This is a genomic window from Gardnerella sp. c10Ua_244 (assembly GCF_055818055.1).
On the sequence record NZ_JARFVS010000001.1, the window covers coordinates 353,969 to 373,978 of the forward strand.

15 protein-coding genes are annotated in these 20,010 nt (G+C 42.0%); all 15 read right to left on the reverse strand.

The window, feature by feature from the left end; genetic code table 11:
* Positions 1-43 precede the first annotated feature (43 nt).
* Complete coding sequence (locus P0108_RS01595) at positions 44-1,399, reverse strand: FtsX-like permease family protein (RefSeq protein WP_174182688.1); 1,356 nt, start codon at positions 1,397-1,399, stop codon at positions 44-46.
* Positions 1,389-2,723: an ABC transporter permease gene (locus P0108_RS01600; protein ID WP_119504609.1), complete on the reverse strand. Its 1,335-nt coding sequence runs from the start codon at positions 2,721-2,723 to the stop codon at positions 1,389-1,391. The genes P0108_RS01595 and P0108_RS01600 overlap by 11 nt, the downstream gene beginning before the upstream one ends.
* A 12-nt stretch (positions 2,724-2,735) precedes the next feature.
* Positions 2,736-4,007: a DUF2318 domain-containing protein gene (locus P0108_RS01605; protein WP_119504610.1), complete on the reverse strand. Its 1,272-nt coding sequence runs from the start codon at positions 4,005-4,007 to the stop codon at positions 2,736-2,738.
* Positions 4,008-4,079: 72 nt separating this feature from the next.
* Entirely contained in the window at positions 4,080-4,724 is a 645-nt protein-coding gene (locus tag P0108_RS01610) for an iron transporter (protein WP_119504611.1), read from the reverse strand.
* Positions 4,725-4,819: 95 nt separating this feature from the next.
* Entirely contained in the window at positions 4,820-6,538 is a 1,719-nt protein-coding gene (locus P0108_RS01615) for an FTR1 family iron permease (RefSeq protein ID WP_119504612.1), read from the reverse strand.
* Between the two features lie 242 nt (positions 6,539-6,780).
* Complete coding sequence (locus P0108_RS01620) at positions 6,781-10,080, reverse strand: type I restriction endonuclease subunit R (protein WP_473730700.1); 3,300 nt, start codon at positions 10,078-10,080, stop codon at positions 6,781-6,783.
* 58 nt (positions 10,081-10,138) lie between these two features.
* Positions 10,139-11,092 (reverse strand): Abi family protein, encoded by a 954-nt coding sequence (locus P0108_RS01625; protein WP_075038442.1) that lies wholly within the window; start codon positions 11,090-11,092, stop codon positions 10,139-10,141.
* A gap of 111 nt (positions 11,093-11,203) precedes the next feature.
* Complete coding sequence (locus P0108_RS01630; RefSeq protein ID WP_464400512.1) at positions 11,204-12,415, reverse strand: restriction endonuclease subunit S; 1,212 nt, start codon at positions 12,413-12,415, stop codon at positions 11,204-11,206.
* Positions 12,412-14,016, reverse strand: coding sequence for a type I restriction-modification system subunit M (locus tag P0108_RS01635; RefSeq protein ID WP_473730701.1), 1,605 nt, complete (start codon positions 14,014-14,016; stop codon positions 12,412-12,414). Before P0108_RS01635 ends, P0108_RS01630 begins: the two co-directional genes overlap by 4 nt.
* 239 nt (positions 14,017-14,255) lie before the next feature.
* Positions 14,256-15,257, reverse strand: coding sequence for an FAD:protein FMN transferase (locus tag P0108_RS01640; protein WP_064621451.1), 1,002 nt, complete (start codon positions 15,255-15,257; stop codon positions 14,256-14,258).
* Positions 15,258-15,535: 278 nt separating this feature from the next.
* Positions 15,536-16,255, reverse strand: a complete 720-nt coding sequence (locus tag P0108_RS01645; protein ID WP_473730702.1) for a Fic/DOC family protein — start codon at positions 16,253-16,255, stop codon at positions 15,536-15,538.
* An 18-nt stretch (positions 16,256-16,273) separates the two neighbouring features.
* On the reverse strand, positions 16,274-16,459 hold the full coding sequence (locus P0108_RS01650; protein ID WP_473730703.1) for an antitoxin VbhA family protein: 186 nt from the start codon (positions 16,457-16,459) through the stop codon (positions 16,274-16,276).
* Positions 16,460-17,194: 735 nt separating this feature from the next.
* Complete coding sequence (locus P0108_RS01655) at positions 17,195-17,509, reverse strand: F0F1 ATP synthase subunit epsilon (protein WP_033888552.1); 315 nt, start codon at positions 17,507-17,509, stop codon at positions 17,195-17,197.
* 2 nt (positions 17,510-17,511) lie between these two features.
* Positions 17,512-18,999, reverse strand: a complete 1,488-nt coding sequence (gene atpD / locus P0108_RS01660) for a F0F1 ATP synthase subunit beta (RefSeq protein ID WP_004109936.1) — start codon at positions 18,997-18,999, stop codon at positions 17,512-17,514.
* A 6-nt stretch (positions 19,000-19,005) separates the two neighbouring features.
* On the reverse strand, positions 19,006-20,010 hold the full coding sequence (locus P0108_RS01665) for a F0F1 ATP synthase subunit gamma (protein WP_473730704.1): 1,005 nt from the start codon (positions 20,008-20,010) through the stop codon (positions 19,006-19,008).

A 20,010-nucleotide genomic window follows, 5' to 3' on the forward strand; every position in this document is an offset into this window, starting at 1 on the left:
CCTTAACTCAAATCTTAAACAATCTCTAAATTTACGCTTAAAACTATTCTTCCCGAAGTACAATCGCAGGGTCAATTTTTGAAGCACGCAAAACAGGCGGCAACGCAGCAACGCAAGACGCAGCAACGCTAAATACAATAGAGAACACGACTAGCCACCAATTCACGCCCAAATCTCTCGAGAACACCATTGCCGCAAGTAAACGCGCAAACACATACCCTACTGCCGTACCAGCAATACCGCCAACGAAGCCATATAATCCAGCTTCAGCAGTAAACTCCACGCCAATACTCCGTGCGCTCGCACCCAAAGCTTTGCGCAAACCAATTTCATTTCGACGCTGCTGCACAATCGAAGAAATCGTAGTGCTCACGCCAACCATCATCAATACTAGAACAACTAGCGATACAATGCAGAACAGGCTGCGAAGCATAGTGATAATACCAGTGTCAGCAGCAGTAACTTTAGTAACTTGCTGAGCGCGCACGCGCATAGAAGTCATGTCGTTAATACTTCTCACAACCGCATCAACGCTAGGTGAAGAAGACGAGTAAGCAATTACATCTGCTCCACGCTTAACTCCCGTAAGAGAATTTACATCTGCGTTTAGCGCATATAGCATAGAATCCTCTGCACCGCCTGTATCCAAAATGCCACAAACGCGGAAAGTTGTGCCGTGAGTATCCATAATATCCGTTGAGACTCTGCCTTCAACGAGCTTTTGTTGAGATGAATTTTGCGCAGACTGATCTGAAGAATTTGCAGCAGAATTTTGCGCTTGATTCTCTGCTGGCTTCTCTACAGACTGATTTGTAGACTTATTTGCAGATTCACTTGCAGACTTATTTGCAGACTTCTCTGCTGGCTTATGCGAGCCGGCAGTATTATCCGAAGATCTATACGCAATCGCAATACGAGAGCCTATTTTTAAACCCATCGCAAGAGCTACATCCCGCCCAACCATAACATTTCCACTGCTAGGCCAAGAGCCGTCTACATTCCAATGCTTATTAAGCGACTTTACTGAACGAACGTCTATTCCTGCTAAAACATACGGAGCTGCGTTAATACGCACGTTTTCGTAACGATATGTAGCAGATCGCATAGCACCTTTTGCAAGAACCATATCGTTTGTGTGCAAAACCATCGCGCGATCAATACCGTTTTTCCACTCGCCCTCAATTGGAGTTACGATAATATTCGCTCCATAAGCACGCATTTCATCGCTCATTTGCTGAGGCACAACCAGGCAGATTGCAGCTAAACAAAACAGCGTAGCAGCACCAACAAGCGTTGCAATAACAGCCATCAAAGCACGCGATTTTCTACGAAATACCGCGCTAAATAGCATGGTAATAAACATAGAATTGTTGGAAGTCATATAAGATTTACCTGCCATGAAGCACCTCCGCAGGACGCACACTCAAAATCGAACGAATCGACGAGCCTGCAGCCGCAAGCACAGTCAACGCAAGCAGCACGAACACCAGAACAAATACCATTGGTCGGAACAAAATCGAAGAGCCAAACACTGTGAAACCAATAATCTGCGCAACAGCAAATCCTAAAGCCATGCCAAGTAACGCTCCACCAAACGCAATAACCGCAGTTTCCATAAGCATAAGACGAGCAACAGCACCATCACGCGCACCCAAAGCCTTAAGCAATGCAAGCTCGCCAGAACGCTCAGAAATTGAAGCAGCCATAAGATTCGCCACAGCAACAGCCGCAGCAATTAAACTCAACGCAGTCATCAAAACCATAACAGCACGCGTCTTATTTAATACGTTACCCTGCAACGCCGCAACTTGACGAACCTGCTTTGCAACAGCTCCAGGAATTACCTCCTCAATTTGGTAAGTAATCGAACTCGGGTAAGCAGTGCAATACCAAGTTTCCCACTCTTCCTGGCTGAGTGCTGCCGGATTTTTAGCAGCCTTTCGCGCTAAATCATTTTCAGGAGTAGTAAGCGCCTTTACTTCAATCGAATCAACCTTATTCGGCTTATTTGCAAGGTTTTGAGCGTCACTAGAACTTGCGTAAATTGCGTTATTGTCGTCGTCGCCAGAATCGTATACGCCAACCAAGCGCAACGAAACCTCGCGTCCGTCACGAATCAAACGCAAACGCTGGCCAAGTTTTAAGTGCAAACGATCAGCTAGCTGCACACCTACCATTGCTTCAGATTTATTATCTTTTGCCCAACGACCTGCATTAATCTTCCACCAAGAGCGCAAACCTCTAACACCAACAACCGTTGTTTCACCAGAAGCCAGCGCAAGCTTGCGATTAAACCAAGTTCCAACAATAGGCACTACCAAATCGCCAGAAGATTTCGCTTCAAGATTTGCATGAACAGTTATTTTCGGCGCAAAATTAGTGATATTAAACGCCCAGAAAATCATTTTTATTTTTGCAGCATCAGATTCTTTTAGCGAAGCAGTAGACTCGTGGCTTTCCGCAGCCTTTAAACTCTCAGAACCATTAGTATCAATCTGCTCTCGAGAAGCATACAAATCATTTACAACAGCGCTAGATTTTGGCTGAACCACAATATTTGAACCATATGAACTCAGCTCTGCGTTAATTTTGTCTCCAACGTCATACACAACGCTAAGCATTGACACGCTAACGCACGCACTTAAGCACACTACGAGCGCAATCAACACACGCTTTTTCAATTGCCGCACAAGAGATCGAGCAACCATGCGCATCATAAACATAGCAACTCTCCCTTACTTAAAATGCGAACTGAGCACGTCTAAATCAGCAGTATGAATTGTGATTTTGCCATGCCCAGCCTTATACGGGAACGGAATCGGATTGCAACCACCTTTAAAACCGATAGTTGCCAAATTAATTGCCACATCGCACTTACGGCAAATAATCTTACCGTCTTTTTCATAGTAGCCTGCATCGCCGCAGTTTTCGCAAGCATCCAATCCAACGCCATACGCTCCACCATTCTTTTTAATGATTATAAAACGCATAACAGTGCCGTCTTTTGCTTTGTATTGGAAACGATGCAAATGACCATCTGAAACTTGAACGTAATTAATAGTTGCAACACCATCGTGCAATTCATACGGTTCTGGAGGAGTAAGAGTTGGTTTAATATTCATAATAGATACGCCTACAGTAAGCGTAAGTATTACTGTGATAGCAGCCAAAAGAGCTGCGAGCGCAGACTTCCGAGATTTCCTTTTAAACGCTCGCTTCGTGCGAATTTCTGCTGCATTTTCACCAACTACAGCCGTTTTAAAGCCGATTATTACGGACGCAGCAGCAGGAATCATGAACACGCTAATTTGCGCCATAATCATTAACGGAGCATTATTAATTAGCCAAACAAGCACGCTGAAAGAAAAGTCATCCATATAAAGCAGAATGCTTCCTTGCATAATCTGCAAAAGTGAAGTTATGTGTTGCACTAGCAGAATAATCATGCTTAAAACTACAGCAATTTTGAAGCAAATCGCGTTAGATGCAGTGCGCAAAGAACGCACCATAAGACTTAAGCAGATAGCAGCAATAACACCAAGCACAAAACCAAGCGCGCGAAGTAACATGTCTGATGTAAAAGGCGGAGTGCTTGAATCTACGAAAATAGTAAGCTGCAAAATAACATCTGGTAAAGCATAAAACACAGTAAACGCTAAGCAACATGCACCAATCGCGTTACTTACGTGCATTAAAAGCGGGCAATTACGCCAATTTTTTATTATTTTGTGTGAAAAAATAACCACAATAATTGCAGCAATATCAAGCGGAACTGCAATGCACAACGCCGGCATATTAATAAAGTTTCGCTGATTAATTACCACAGATGCGCGGAGTATAGCAAAAATAAGAGCTGCGACTGTGCCTGCAGACAGCCCATACAATCTCCAACGTGCACTCAGAGGCTTATCTCGCCCCTCGCCAACAGTAAGCGATGTGCTTAATCCCATTGTGAGTAGCGCAAGAGGGAGCAGCCCAGGCATAACTGCCACAAACAGTCTGAGCATAACTCCCTCCTTTGCTATTACTTATTATTTACTAAAATTATTAATTAATCGCTAATTATTAACTAGCTATCACTACCATTGACGAGGAGTGTACTTCCAATCGTCGAAGGTTGCCTTAATTGGCTCAGTCCAGAAGCGACCGGTTACGCCGGTAGCAGGATCGACGTGAAGCATCCAACCCTTCTTTTCTGGGGATTCAATAGAAAGCACGAGCTTGTAATTTCCAGCTTTGTCAAGCTTAACGTTTGCACCGTAGTGAGGACCATCGGAAGCGTTCATCTGCATAAACGTGCCCTTACCAACGGATTCGCCGCTTGCCTTATCGACAATCTCATAATTCACAGTCAAATCTGGAATGAACTCGCCCTTACCGTAGCCAAGCTTTGTACCTTTTTGGTTAGCGTGGATATCGGCTTCAAGGTGGAAGCTTGCTTCGCTTGCCTTCAAGCCCATACCAGCTGGAACCATGTCCACTGGCTGGAAGTACACGGCACCAATAGTAAGAGGTCCAATGTTCTGATCTTGGTGAGGACCAACTGGAACCTCCTCAAAGCCCTTATCGCCGCCCTTGTCATCAGACTTGTTATCAGCCTTCTGCTCGGTTGCTTGTGACTTAGCATCAGTTTTAGCTGAATTGCCATTGGAACCGCATCCAGCGAGCGCAAGCAGTCCAGCAAGAGCTAAAGCTGCAATTGCTGTCATTTTATTATTCTTCATATCTAACCTTCTGTGTTTGTTGTTAGTTATTTTTATTTAATTGTTGTTATTGGTTGTTTATTAATTATTTATTAGTTGGTTATTTGTTGTTTTGCTTATTTATTTTCTATCGCGCGTTTCTCACGACTTCGCGCAATAGATACGCAAAGCAATGAAATCACAACAATTGCTGCCACAATTTGAGCAACAATCGTCTCAACATACGGATAGAACCCAAGCCAATCGTTAGTTGGCAAGCCTTGAATATACATTCCTTCGAGAGCATCGCCCTCGATTAACGCGTGCACACCACCGCCTGCAAAAATCACTACGAGAACAGACATAAGAGCACTTGTTCCAGTAAAGAATGGGCGAATTGGTATGTGCACAGATGCGAAACGAATCAGCAAGAATATCACTACAAGAACTGCAGCAGCGGAAATGAAGCCTCCCCAAATCATAGAGTCAGCTCCGTTTGAAACTGCAAAGATTGCTTGATAGAAGATTACAGTTTCAGCACCTTCGCGGAACACCGCAAGGAAACTCAATAACGCTAAAGAAACCAAGCTTCCCTTAGAAACTGCTGCCGTTGTTTGCTCACTAATATACTTATTCCATGCTTGCACTGAAGATCTAGAAATCATCCAGTTACTCGTGTAAAGCAGCATAAGCATTGCGAACAATGCAACAACGCCTTCTGTAATCTCCTGCTGCGGACCAGAGCCATTAAATAGCAAGCCGAATAGTGCAGCTACAGCAAGAGATGCCACAATTCCAGCCGCAATACCTAGGTAAATATACTTCACCATATTCTTGTGACCGGATTTAACAAGGTATGCAATAATTGCTGCAACAACTAGCAGCGCTTCCAAACCTTCACGAAGCAAAATCACGAAAGCTTGACCAAATGAGCTAGTTATGAATTGCATAAATGGATTTGCGCTTGAAGATGCACCTTTGTCTAATTTTGCTGCGTCTTCAATAAGCATCGCTTTAAGATCCGTTACGAACTTTTTAGCTTGCTCAACAGTTGCACCGTTGTTCATTGTTTGGCGGCACTCTTTGAATTGATATTCGACAGTCGAAACGCGACTACCACTTATTGCGTTCATTACGTTCTTTTCAAAACCGAGCTTTTCGTAATACTGGTAATAGGCTTCGTTAATTAAATCAACTGCTGTTGCTACTTGAGTTTTATTACCTTTTGCAGACTTGTATTTTGCAACAGATTTGTCGAGAATAACGTTCATTTCTCGAGCAACTTGACCCCACGTACGACCATTACGTCCAAGGTTTTTCTTTTTTGCAGCATCTAGCTTTTTGCGCTCTGCTTTAATTTGCGCACGCAACTTTTGTGCATAAACATTTGGCTTATCCACTTTTAAGTTGGCATCGAGACTAGATGCAGTTTGTGCAACATCCACTGAAAGAGCCGTTGAAACAGCACTTATTTGTGAACCTTGATTTTGCTGGTATACAAGCGTTTGCAGCTGCTGGAATTGATCAGTTTGTGCCTGAACTTTATTCTGCCCAATTGCATCTCGCACAACCGTAATCATGTTAGAAGCAACATAAACGGAATTGTATGCTGCTTCAAATCGAGTTGCAGCTCCAGAATTGTTGCCACTATTGTATTCTGATTGACCTTGTAGCAATTCTTTGTCGATTGCTTTAGAAACTTCTGTCCAGCTAGTATACGAACGATCTGCATCTGTTGCAAAAGCTGGAATAGTTGTAGCAAACGAGCTCACTATGCAACCCACCAACATGCACACAGCCAGAATCAGTGCAGCCGAGTCACGAATAATTCGGCGCACTTTTACATACGCGCGCATAACATCTCCTCGCGTTCTTCCGCGTCTTCTTGCGATTCCGCACTTCTCACGCGTTTTACGCCTTTTGCGTTAACGCATTTCCTGCATATCTACGCGCTCTACCCCAAATTGAGCGCACCCAACTAAAACTTGCCATTACAAAGGCCCCACAGGTACATAATATCGACATATCATGTAGATTGATATAGTTCGGCGCAAAAAACTCGCAAATATTACAAAAATGATATTGATAACGATAATTATCAATCTTTTTGCGAATCGTATTGAGAAAAGCCAATAAGCCCAACAAACTCATTAAACATGTTTCTCATACTTTCTACAATGCGACTTTTCTTCTCAGCGCGCGCCTTAGCCGCAGCGCCAAATCTGCTCATTCTAGGCATTAAATCATTAATGTCTGTACCAAGCTCACTTACTTCGCCAGCACTAAAAGATTTCTCCATAAACTTGCGAGTCAAAGCATCGTTTAATCCTTCGCTTTGCACGAGTTGCTCCAAATCATGATTATACTTTTTCTCAACATACTCGCTCCAGCAATCTACAATGCTCAACTTGTTGCCGTTAGAATCGTAAACGGTAATGTTACCTTCAGAATCCACAAGCTTATCAAGCTCATTCTCGTTAAGCTGCGCAATAAACCCTTCAATAAGCTTCTTTTTACTACGCAACTGCGGGCTAGAGTCAACCGCAACCCTAATAGAGGCAAGAACATTTTTATCTTTACAATGCTTGCTATGATAATGTTCTACTAGCATCAAAATGTAGTCAATATTTACTTCTACTTGGCGCACAAGCTCCATCTCAAACACAACGTCATCTGTAATGTCTGCAATCTCGCCTTTTTGCTCTTTGCGCTTCCACTCTTCATGCAAATCCTGGTAATGCCCCAAGTAATCTTGCATATCGCGCTCTTTGATTATCTCTTTGCCTTTGAATTGATCAAAAGCTTTCAGCATGTTACGCAAGCGCAAAATATTGCTAAAAAGCGATATAAACTTTTTCTGATTCTCTTCTCCAACAATGTTGAATCCTTGTAGCGGATACTTTTCCATAAGCTCATTTACTAGATCACTGTATCCACAGCGCTCAATTCCTTTAGCGTCAATATAACCGTTGTAAATCTGCTCAAACGTAGGGCAAAGCACAATACCTTGCGCATCTTTATCTCCAAAAAGAGCTACCGCTTCGTCAACTCTATAACTCAAATCCCTAAAGCACACAATGTTTCCGAATGTTTTAACGGAGTTTAAGATTCGATTTGTGCGCGAAAACGCTTGAATAAGCCCGTGCATGCGAAGATTTTTATCTACCCAAAGCGTGTTCAAAGTTGTTGCATCAAAACCAGTTAGAAACATGTTGACTACAATCAAAACGTCAATTTCCTTATTTTTCATGCGAATTGAAACATCTTTGTAATAGTTTTGGAATTTGTTATTTGACGCATCGTAAGTAGTATTAAACATTTCGTTATAGTCTTTTATTGCGCTTTCCAAGAATTCTTGCGAATTTGCGTCTAACTTTGCAGTACTTTCGGAATTTTCTTCTCCAAGAGAACCCATGCCGTTGGCGTACGCCGAAGAATCTGACTCACCCTCGTTTACTGCATAGCTGAAAATAGTTGCTACTTTTAAGCGTTCGCTTGGTGGCAAGTTTTGCTGTTGCTTTTTGAACTCGTTGTAATACGCTTTTGCAAGAGTAATGTCTGCAACAGCAAAGATTGAATTAAAGCCGTTTACGTCAACTGCTTCAGAAGATTTTTTAGCCTCTAAAGTATTATGCTTATCTGCAGCAAGTTCTTTAACGTTAAGAATGCGCTTGTACTTGTAAGTTTTCTCGTTGCGATACGTTTTTTGAGTAAAATGCTCAATAATGTATTGAACAACATTGTGCACGCGCTCTGGGTGACTAATTACATCTGGTCGATTAATATCTTTAACCAATTCGTCGGTTGCTTTTTCCAGCTCACTAGACGTTTTTACAGTAGCAACGTATTCCACGCGGAATGGCAACACGTTTTTATCGTTAATCGCGTTAATGATTGTGTACGTGTGCAAGCACGGTCCAAAGGTTTGCTCGGTTGTAGAAATATGCGCAGCGTCGGAGCCAGCAGCGTTCGCTTCAAAAATTGGCGTGCCAGTAAACCCAAAAAGCAGAGCATTTTTAAAGTGTTTTACAATATCTGCATGCATGCCTCCAAACTGACTTCTGTGGCATTCGTCAAAAATAAACACTATGCGCTTTTTGTAAATTTCATGACTTTGGTTGATGCTTATAAATCTACTAAGCTTTTGAATAGTGGTTATAATAAGCCTGCATTCTTCCGTATTGTCTTCTAGCTGTTTTGTAAGCACAGATGTTGAAGTGTTACTATTTGCGGCTCCTTTTTCAAACCTGTCGTATTCTCTCATTGTTTGATAATCAAGATCTTTACGGTCTACAACAAACAAAACTTTGTCAACAAGATTATTGCCTTCTGCATCTTCCAAAGCTTTTACTAGCTGCGATGTTTTGAAGCTAGTTAGCGTTTTACCAGATCCAGTAGTATGCCAAATATATCCGCCCTTTTGACGCTCTGACGCTGGCATTTTGTTCGCATTAGCAAACATGTATTTTACGCGATTCACTATGTTTTCTGCTGCAGTAATCTGGTATGGACGCATAACCATCAAGCAATCTTCTGCATTAAAAACGCAATATTTTGTAAGAATGTTAAGAATCACGTGCTTTGCAAAGAATGTTCTAGCAAAATCGCATAAGTCGGAGATTATAGTGTTTTGAGCATCGGACCAATAGTTTGTAAATTCAAAACTGTTACTTGTTGTGCTTTTGCTAGATCCTTTACTTTTCTGCTCATTGTAAGCATTATTGCGAGTTGAGTTGGAGTAATACTTTGTTTCAGTGCCGTTTGAGATTACGAAAATTTGCACGTATCCAAATAGACCACTTCCAGCCCAAAATGAATCACGAGCATAACGGTTAATCTGATTGAACGCTTCTCTAATAGGCACGCCTCTGCGCTTTAACTCAATGTGAACCATTGGCAAGCCGTTTACTAGAACAGTCACATCGTAACGATTGCTACGCGCAGAACCATTTGCATCATTATTGTTTGCATTATCGTTTGCATTAACAGCATACTGGTTGATTACTTGCACAATATTCTTGTGAATATTTTCTTTGTCAATAATAGTAATGTTCTTATCTGTGCCGTCATCTCTTTTGAGTATTTTAACGTTATCTCGCTGAATAGCATCTGTTTTCTTAACTATATCGTCAGTGCTGTTTGCAATATTTTCTTTGAAAAATCTTTCCCACTCGTCATTCGAAAAATGATAGTCGTTGAGCTTTTCAAGCTGCACGCGAAGGTTTGCTATAAGATCTTTCTCGTTGTGAATGTGAGCATACTCGTAGCCTTGGGATTGCAAAATGTTAATGAACTCTTCTTCGAGTTGTGCTTCGCTTTGATAACTGCCGTCGTTGCGCGCGCTCGGCGTAAACGTAGACATTACAGTGCTATCTTGATTCTCTAACACGATTTTCATTTTGCTTCCTTCTTTCTTACTTACTCACATAACGCATTGCATATTCTACAAATTTAAATTATCTCCAATGTAAATGGTTAAATATCCCATTTTTATATTCTTCATTTTTATTCAGAAAATCTTTTATTTCAGTCTCATAATTATGATTGTTTTCTATTTTTGATACTAAATACATTAAATTTACTAATGCTGCAGCAATAGATTTATCCGTATAACCATTTAATAAAGAAGAATTTTTAACATCACGAATTGAAGGAGTCGATATTACAGTTTCCTTATACCATAATCTACAATGATGAGAACACAAATTACGCAAGTAAACTATTGAATGGATTGCTTCAGAAGATTTACGAATTTCTGTTTTTAACCCCATTGAATCAAAAAGTTTTCGCAACACATTAGTATCTTTGTACAAAGAAATCATTCGTGAAATAGTATCAAATGGAAAAGCTTCAACAGCAGCCCATATTGGTATAGGTTGTTTCTTACTCTTGTAATGTTTTATACAAACTTCGTTAGATTTTTCCAGCCATTTATTCATATTAGATAAAAGATTATTTATGCTTATGTTAGATTTTTTAATATACGAATCTGAATTGAGGTATGTATATGCTCCTCCAGAGTTTGCAACGTGATATGCAAATCTAGATCTTAATGTTAACTCTACTTGTGCGGTACCTTTAAGAATAATTGTTCGCAATTCTTCATCCATTTTGTACGGCACAAGAAAATCAACATCTTTGCTGCCTGGCTTAAACTGATTATTGCCAGAAGAAGGATCGACTTGAAACACTCGAAAATACCCAGATAATCTATAGTAGTTGCAGTTATATAGCATACTTTTTAAATTATTTTCATCTGTAACTACTAATTCTCGAGTTTTCATGAGTTGAATCATATCGTCAATAGATTTTGGAGGCTTTGAATCAGCTGAAAAACAAGAAGAACCCCCAGGTTTGAGCACTGTTAGTAGGCTTAGGGGGCTGCTGTTATCAGCAAGTCTATCAGACATTTTTTACCTCCTCAATCTCTTCGGCGAGTCTCACTAGAAATGTAATTTATGTAAATTGTAATACTAAATACGCTTTTATAGTTTACTTTACATAAATTGTGCATAACTACATTACGCACGCTTGAAGGTTAGGAGTTGATCGCGATAATACTCGTATTGCTTGCGTCTAGCTTCGATTTCTGCAGGCAAGCCTTGAGTTAGATCATTGCACAATGCGTCAAAGCGATCCAGAATTTGTACGATTTGACGCTGTACTTCTAGAGGTGGAACGGGGATTGTTATTGATTTTAATTCATTTACTGATGGCACATTCTTTATAGCACCACCTCTTGCTATTCCGTTCAAAAGTTTAGAAATTTTATTTTTGAAAAAATATTGCAAGTAAAAAACATTAATATTTTTTGCTGGGGTTAATTTTAATAATGCTTGATTTATTACACCACACGGAGCATTGCATGGGATAATATATGTCTCACCAATTGTTCCAGAACAGCTAATAATTATATCTCCTGCATTAACAGAAAATCGTTTCAGTTCATTAAATTTCTTTTCATCTATAAAATAGCGAAAATTAAGATTTTTATAAATTGCATGCTGCTGTTCATATACTGCATATCCCGAAGACTTGAAAATATTCTTTTTCAGTGCACCACCAAAGGGACCTCTGACAAAATCGCATACATCACCGAGTTTCTTATACTCCACACCGTTTGGGCAGTAGCGTGATATAAGCGAGTGTAGAGGATTATTATCGTTGAAGGTGAGCAAGGTATCTCGATAATACTCGTATTGCTTTTTACGAGCTGTAAGCTCTGCTGTAAGCTCTGCTGTAAGCTCTGCTGTAAGCTCTGTAAACGTATCTAAAATCCGCACAATCTCCGATTGAACCTCCAGAGGCGGCACTGGGATTTCAAAATCTTTTATGCTTGAAATATGCACATGTGGTACGCCGCCACCTTTTTTCGTAGCATAAATAGCTTCCTGCTTACTAAGCAAAACATAATACAAAAATTTAGTTGACGTTAAATCATCTACACCTTTAACAGAAAAAGCATCGCAAACAAAAATAGGTTTATCCCAGTATTGTACAAACCCTGCTCCAGCACCACTTCCAGCAACAGTGATAGTTTCGCCATTTCGATTAGAAATATCGCAATAATAGGCAGGTTCACGACCTCCAGAAATCACAGGGATATCCCCAGGATTAACACTCTTTTTTGTAACAGTCGTACCACGCTTCATATCTGACACTTCACTTAGTGCCTTATACTCTACACCATTCGGGCAAAGCTCAGCGATTAACTCCTCAAGTTTGCTAGTCATTGAGCCACCTCGCTATTATCAAAGTTAACATCGCCAGCTTCAATCTCGCTTACAATCTTCTCAATCTGTTCGCGCAACTCTTGCTCGCGAGCGCAAACCGACGCAATTTGCGCGTTAAGCTCCGTAATATCAATCTTCTCTCGAGTATCTTCTGCTTCAACGTATGTAGAAACGGAAAGATTGTATTTATTGGATTCCACTTCTTCCAAAGACGCTACGTGCGCAATGTGCTCCACATCTTGCCTAGAAGTGTACCACTTAACGATCTGCTCAATGTTCTCGTCCGAAAGCTTGTTACTATTCGTTGACTTTACAAACTCTTTACTCGCGTCAACAAACAATATGGAAGTATCGTTTTGCTTGTTTTTGCGCAAAACCATAATGCACGTAGCAATCGAAGTGCCAAAGAACAAGTTGCTCGGAAGTTGAATCACGCAATCAACAGCATTATGCTCAACTAAATATTGGCGAATCTTTTGCTCAGCTCCACCGCGGTACATGATTCCAGGGAAGCAAACAATAGCAGCAGCACCATCTTCCGCCAGATGCGCTAAGCAGTGCAACACAAACGCCATATCTGCCTTGCTTTTTGGAGCAAGAACTCCAGCTGGAGCAAAACGAGGATCGTTAATCATCAACGGATTAGAATCCCCCTCCCAACTCGTGGAATAAGGCGGATTAGAAACAACTAGCTCAAACTTTTTATTAGCATCGATTTGCGGATTTATAAGAGTATCACCACAAGTAATCTCAAACTTGTTAAAATTCACATCGTGCAAAAACATGTTCATGCGGCACAAATTGTAGCTAGTAACGTTCTTTTCTTGACCGTAAAAACCGCCATTAATATTTTCAATGCCTAGCACTTTTTTGGCCTTTAGCAGAAGCGAGCCAGAACCGCACGCGGGATCGTATACGTCTGAAATGCTTGATTTTCCAACTGTTCCAAGGCGCGTGAGCAGCATTGAAACTTCTGCAGGCGTAAAGTATTCGCCACCAGACTTGCCAGCGTTAGAAGCGTACAAGCCCATCAAATACTCGTAAGCGTCACCAAAAGCCTCAATCACGTTGTTGTTTACACTGCCAAGCTTCATCTCACTAATCACTTGTAATAACTTAACAAAACGCTTATTGCGGCCTTCAACAGTATCTGCAAGCTTAATGTTATTCACATCGTAATCGGAGAATAATCCCTTAAAATCACCAGACGAATCAGTGCCTTGAGAAGAAGCTTCAATATTGCGGAACACACGACTTAATGTTTCGTTTAAATCACTATCTTGAGGAGCACGCTTCAACACATTGCAAAACAGCTCGCTAGGAAGTATAAAGAAGCCTTTTTCACTAATCATTTCACCGCGAAGAGGCTCAGCATCTTCATCGCTTATTTTTGCATAATCAAAGTTTGGATCGCCGCCTTCAGATTCATGCTCATCTTTATTAATATAATCGCATAAATTCTCGGAAATATAGCGATAAAACATTGTGCACAATACGTATGCTTTGAAGTCCCAGCCATCAACAGAACCTCGCAAATCATCGGCAATCTTCCAAATCGTGCGATGCAATTCCGCGCGTTCTTCTTCTTTGCGAGTGTCCATTTTGTTGCTCCCTATTTGTGCAATTTGTGCACGCGTATGCGCCATAATTAAATAAACGCAATAATTACGCAATAATTACGCAATAATTAAATAAGCGTTCTTTAATATTCTACTGTAAACGCGCACAATCAGCAGCAACGCTACTCGCATCGCTTGCGTCTAGCTTCGATTCTTGCAAGCCAGCTAACTTGCATAGTCATTATTGGGCATTAGTTGGCATTATCCTGCATTATTCAGCATCATTCAGCAAAAAAGTGCGCTGGGAATGCACGCGTTTTGCGAAGCGCATGATTTGGCGAGATTACAGCAAACTCAGCACTGGTAGTTTGCAGGATTTTTTGCAAATTGCTTTCTTGCGATACAAACAATGCCGTTGCGAGCGCATCGGCATAAGCTGTTGGAAAATCGCAAGTTTTGCTAGGCACATACGCCCAGCTTGCGCATAAATCGCAAGCAGGAATGCCATCAAGCGCATTAATCAAGTGAGTCGCAATTAAATTAGACTCAAAGTCATTTGCGTCTTTTACTTTCCAACGCCTTCTTGCACTAGACGAAGCGCACAACGCTCCGCTTGCAATTGACGCCACTCCAACTGCTTGAGTTGTGTCAAACGGATTTTCCAGAGCAACTTTTATTTGATTATTCTCTTCGCTAAAACAAGCGCGCATATCTCCGCCAGCGTTTACAAGAAAATCAAAATCAGCACGCGAATCTCCGCTAAGCTCCTCTTTAATAATCTGTGTTACAAGATCTACAAAATAGCCCTTTCCAGCTGCACCAAAATCAAGCTGCACTGGCTGATTTGTGCAAAGCGTTGTACTGCCGCCACCTTGCGAAATATCTGCCCACGTAATTGGCAAAGCGCGGCGATAGTTAGACCAACTGTCACTGCTACTATTCTCATTCTTACCTAAGCCAGCTGCCGATTGCGGAATAAAGTGAACAGAATTGTTGTAGCCGAGCGCAAGCAAATCCGCGCCAATGCACGCGTCGAAAGCACCGTGCGTAGCAGCGTAAAACTCGCTATAAAGAGCAAAAAGAGGCTGAGCCCACGTTGGAAACTCAAACTCGCCGCCATGCTCCGCACTAGCCATGCGCGAAACTAGCGAATCTGCACGAAACCTAGAAAGTGTACGCTCATACTCTTCAATAAAAGCACGAATCTTCTTCTGCACGCGCTGCGAAATCGGCACGCTGCTAGAAATAATAATTCCCGTTCCAAGCGCGCGCTCAAACGCCATTACATTCCTAAACATCGCTTGCTTCACTCCCAACATCAAACACTCTATCAATCATCAAAAACCACAATAATATCCACCAAAAGCCACAAAATAGCAAAATGTCGTCATGGTTTACAGAAAGACATGTTCTATACCGACATTTTGCCAAAATGAAGGCATAGAGAGCAAAAAACATTCGTCTATACCGACATTTTGGCAAAAACGCGCTATAGAAACATCGGAAGCATTGGCAACATCACACCACTCGTTTCGGCGTTCGCAATACTCAAACGCTAAATTCAATCTATGCCGTAACACGTTTTATACGCCGCGTAATCCTTATCTTGCAAAACACTAGCCACATTCGGCGCATATTCGTATTCTTCTTCAACAAGATGCGCAAACTGCTGCTGAGCTAAAAGCTCAACATTCAAAGGCTTTGTAATAATGTGGAACATATCCTCAAGAAGCTTCGTATCGTTAGCATCTTTAGCCTGGATTGAAGCTTCGTCGTTAACGCGCTGAGTTATTAATCCCCAATCAAAATGGTATCCAGCATCTCTCGCAACTATATCCCAAAAAACGCGCCGTGTTCTACCATTGCCCTCACGAAATGGGTGCAAAACATTAAAATTATTGTAATTTACGCTTAGCTTACTAATAAACTCATCAATAGATAAACCTTGCAATAAATTATCATTTTTAAGCGTTTGCTCACAGTAACAAATCCCAACACCCATGTATTCAAGCGGATGAAACGGTTCGCCGCCGCCTTTAGTCATGTCTATAGTGCGAATCTGGTCAGCCCAATCGTAAACATCTTGGAAAAGATAATGATGAATCCACTGCAATTGTTTAACAGTTCCTTCAACATGTGGCAAGTTTTCGTACAAAATAGAACATCTTGTGAGAACAGCATCGTTCTCATATTTATCTAATTCAATCTGATTATTTATATTAGATTTGTTCTTCAATACCCTTGTGTGAGGAATAAGATAAGGGTCAAAAACTGTTTCCACGACACACAACCCAATAACTTAATCCATCACGCCATATCTAGAACGCATTCTAGCAACAAATTCACTGCTACTTATAAGACCATTAGCATATTGATTTGCGTCATAAAGAAACTCTTTTGAAGGCGAATTGCCTTCAAGTTTGCCTGAAGCTATTGCAAGACCCAAATTTTCTTGACGCCTACGTTGCGTTTCTTTATCAATCATTTCTTCTCCCTGCCAGAACCCGCTCAAAAATCAAAAATAACTACGTACTATTTTACTATTCGCAATGCATTTTGATTACAGCATATTTTGCGATTTGACGAATCCAGCATAGGCAAGATACAGCCACTCGTTTCGGCGTAGCATGATTTACACGCTTTAATGCCAGGCAAAATCAATTTCGAGAAACTAAGCAAACTCCACTTCGCAAATTTGAAAATTTTTTAATTTTGCGAAATGAAACGATATTCGCACAAGCCGAAGAACCCAATAAACAGAACGCGATCGAAAGATGCGAAAAGAAAGAGCCTTCACGCGAACGCAAATAGGCACTCACTTTCAAAAGTGAAAAAATTTTACAGTTTTGAAAGTGAAAGTGCAAATCTGCTTGCAAACACTCGTCACGATTCTTACGACATTGAAGGAATCCGCGTAATAGACATAGCGCAATGGCTGCTCGAAACAAACACGTCGTTTCGTTTGTGAGCGTTACTTTCTCAGTCGGCTAACTGAGTTTTTAACAGTGTTTTGCCAATCACCGTTACTTTCTCAGTTCGTTAGCTGAGTTAGTAACAGTGCTTCGCCTCTGAGATCTATTTTCTTTACAAATGCGCTATAAAAACAAAAAGGCAGGAGCTTGAGAATATCCCAAACTCCTGCCTTAGAAGAGATTACCTTGCTTACACAAGTTCATAAACTTACAAAAGCAACAAACTTACATAAGCAACAAAAGCAACCTTAAATCACCTTAGCGTTAGGCAGCACGTTGCCGTCTTTATCAACGTTACAACTATGCTCAACAGCAATCGTAATATTGTCAGAGTCAACCGAGTAGAAGCCATCTGTCACTTTAAAAACGTGACGCACACCCTTCAAATCGTCAACCTTCACAAAACCGTGATCAATCAACGCAAGCACAGCCTCATGTCCAGGAAGCACGCCCATTGCGCCATTCACAGAAGGAATAACCACAAACTTGGCGTCACCTTCCCAAACAGGATGCCTGGCTGCCACCACACTAACGTGCAGCGATTTTACTTGCTTCTCCGACATAATCACGCACCAAACTCTTGCTGCATATCGTGCCAACGACGCTCAAGATCATCAATGCCACCGATACCAGAGAATGCCTGCTCAGGAATCTCATCGTAAACACCATCGCAAATGCGAGTGAATGCCTCAATGGTTTCGTCTGCTGGCACATAAGAACCTGGACGGCCAGTGAACTTTTCAGCCACATAGAAGTTCTGACCAAGGAACTGCTCAATCTTACGAGCGCGGCTGACAGTAGTCTTATCTTCCTCACCAAGCTCATCGATACCAATCAAAGCGATGATGTCCTGAAGCTCCTTGTTACGCTGCAAAATAGCCTTAACGCGGTTCGCGCAATCATAATGAGCCTGACCAACGTAACGCGGATCCAAAATTCTAGAAGTAGAAGTCAAAGGATCCACAGCTGGGTAAATACCCTTAGCTGCAATATCACGCGAAAGCTCAGTAGTTGCATCCAAGTGCGTAAAGGTTGTTGCAGGTGCAGGATCAGTGTAATCATCTGCAGGAACGTAAATAGCCTGAAGTGACGTAATGGAATGGCCGCGCGTAGAAGTAATACGCTCCTGTAATGCACCCATTTCATCTGCCAAGTTTGGCTGGTAACCAACTGCGGAAGGCATACGACCAAGCAGCGTGGAAACCTCAGAACCAGCCTGAGTAAAGCGGAATATGTTATCGATGAACAGCAACACATCCTGATTCTGCACATCGCGGAAGTACTCAGCCATAGTCAAAGCGGTAAGAGGCACGCGAAGACGAGTCCCAGGAGGCTCATCCATCTGACCAAAGACAAGCGCTGTTTTCTCCAAAACGCCAGCATCAGCCATTTCGCCAATCAAATCGTTACCTTCACGGGTACGTTCGCCAACGCCAGCAAACACAGACACACCACCGTGATTCTGAGCAACGCGCTGAATCATTTCCTGAATCAACACAGTTTTACCAACGCCTGCACCACCGAACAGACCAATTTTACCGCCCTGAACGTAAGGGGTAAGCAAATCGATAACCTTAATACCAGTTTCGAACATCTGAGTCTTAGACTCAAGCTGATCAAAAGCAGGTGGGTTACGGTGAATTGGCCAACGCTCAGTTACTTCAATGTGCTCGCCAGGCTTAGCATTCAAAATGTTGCCTGTAACATCGAACACGTGACCCTTAGTAACATCACCAACAGGTACAGAGATTGGGCCGCCAGTATCTCGCACTAAAGCACCACGAACCAAACCGTCAGTAGGCTTTAAAGCAACTGCACGCACAGTCGAATCACCAAGGTGCTGCTCAACTTCCAGCGTAATCTCGTGGACGGTATCTCCCTCGGTGTTTCCAACGGTGTTGATATCGACTTTGAGAGCATTGTAAATATCCGGCAGATAGCCGACCGGGAATTCAACGTCAATCACGGAACCCTGAACGCGGGTTACGCGACCAGCTGTTGGATCGACCTCCTGCTCAGCTTCTGGAGGCGCTGTGGTCTGATTTTCAGCCATATGCTCCTAATCCTCCTCATTATTCAGCGCATCAGCGCTGCCGATAATTTCGGTAAGTTCTTGAGTAATGGATGCCTGACGAGAAGCATTAAGCTTTCTTGTCAAATCATCCACCAAATTGCGGGCGTTATCTGTAGCCGTATGCATAGCGTTCTGTCTGCTTGCCGTTTCGGAAGCAGCAGAAGTAAGTAAGCACTCGTGAATACGAGACTGAATATACTTCGGCAAAACAGCATCCAATACTTCATCCGGGCTTGGTTCGAAGCAATACTCCACAGCTTCTGGATTGCTGCGGCTCACTGCTTCTTCACGAGCCGAAACTGCGCTCGTAGACGACAATGCTGCTGAAGGACCAGAAGCTGCTTCATAGTCAGGACGATGCATAGAAAACTCTTCACCGTCCTTCAAAGGAATCAGCTCAACTGGCAGCATGCGCAACGTACGAACTTTTTGCCTCACCATATTTATAAATTCAGTGAACACAATATACAGTTCCGAAACTCCGCCTTCTGCTTCCGGCGTCATATAAGCGTCCATTAAAGTATCGGAAATCTTTTCAGCAATAGTAACGTCTGGGTGGTCAGTAGAACCTTCCCAAGTACCTGCCACATCGCGATTGCGATACTTGTAGTAAGTTGCACCGCGTCGACCGTACACGTACAGTTCTGCATGCTTACCTTCTGCATCGAGTTTTGCAAGAAGTGCTTCAGTCTCACGAATAATCGAAGACGTAAACGCACCTGCCATACCACGATCAGAAGTAAGAGCTAAAACTGCTACACGATTGCCAGCATGCTCTTTACCAAAAATAGGATGCTTAATATTTGCTTCGTGATGAGCTACCAACGCCTGCACGGCATCGAAAATTGCGTCACTATAAGGCTTAGCATTAAGCGCAATATCTCGCGCTTTAGCGATATGAGAAGACGCAATCATTTCCTGAGCCTTAAAGATTTTACCCAAAGACTGTGTGGAAATAATTCTCGATTTCAATGCAAGTTGGGAGGACAT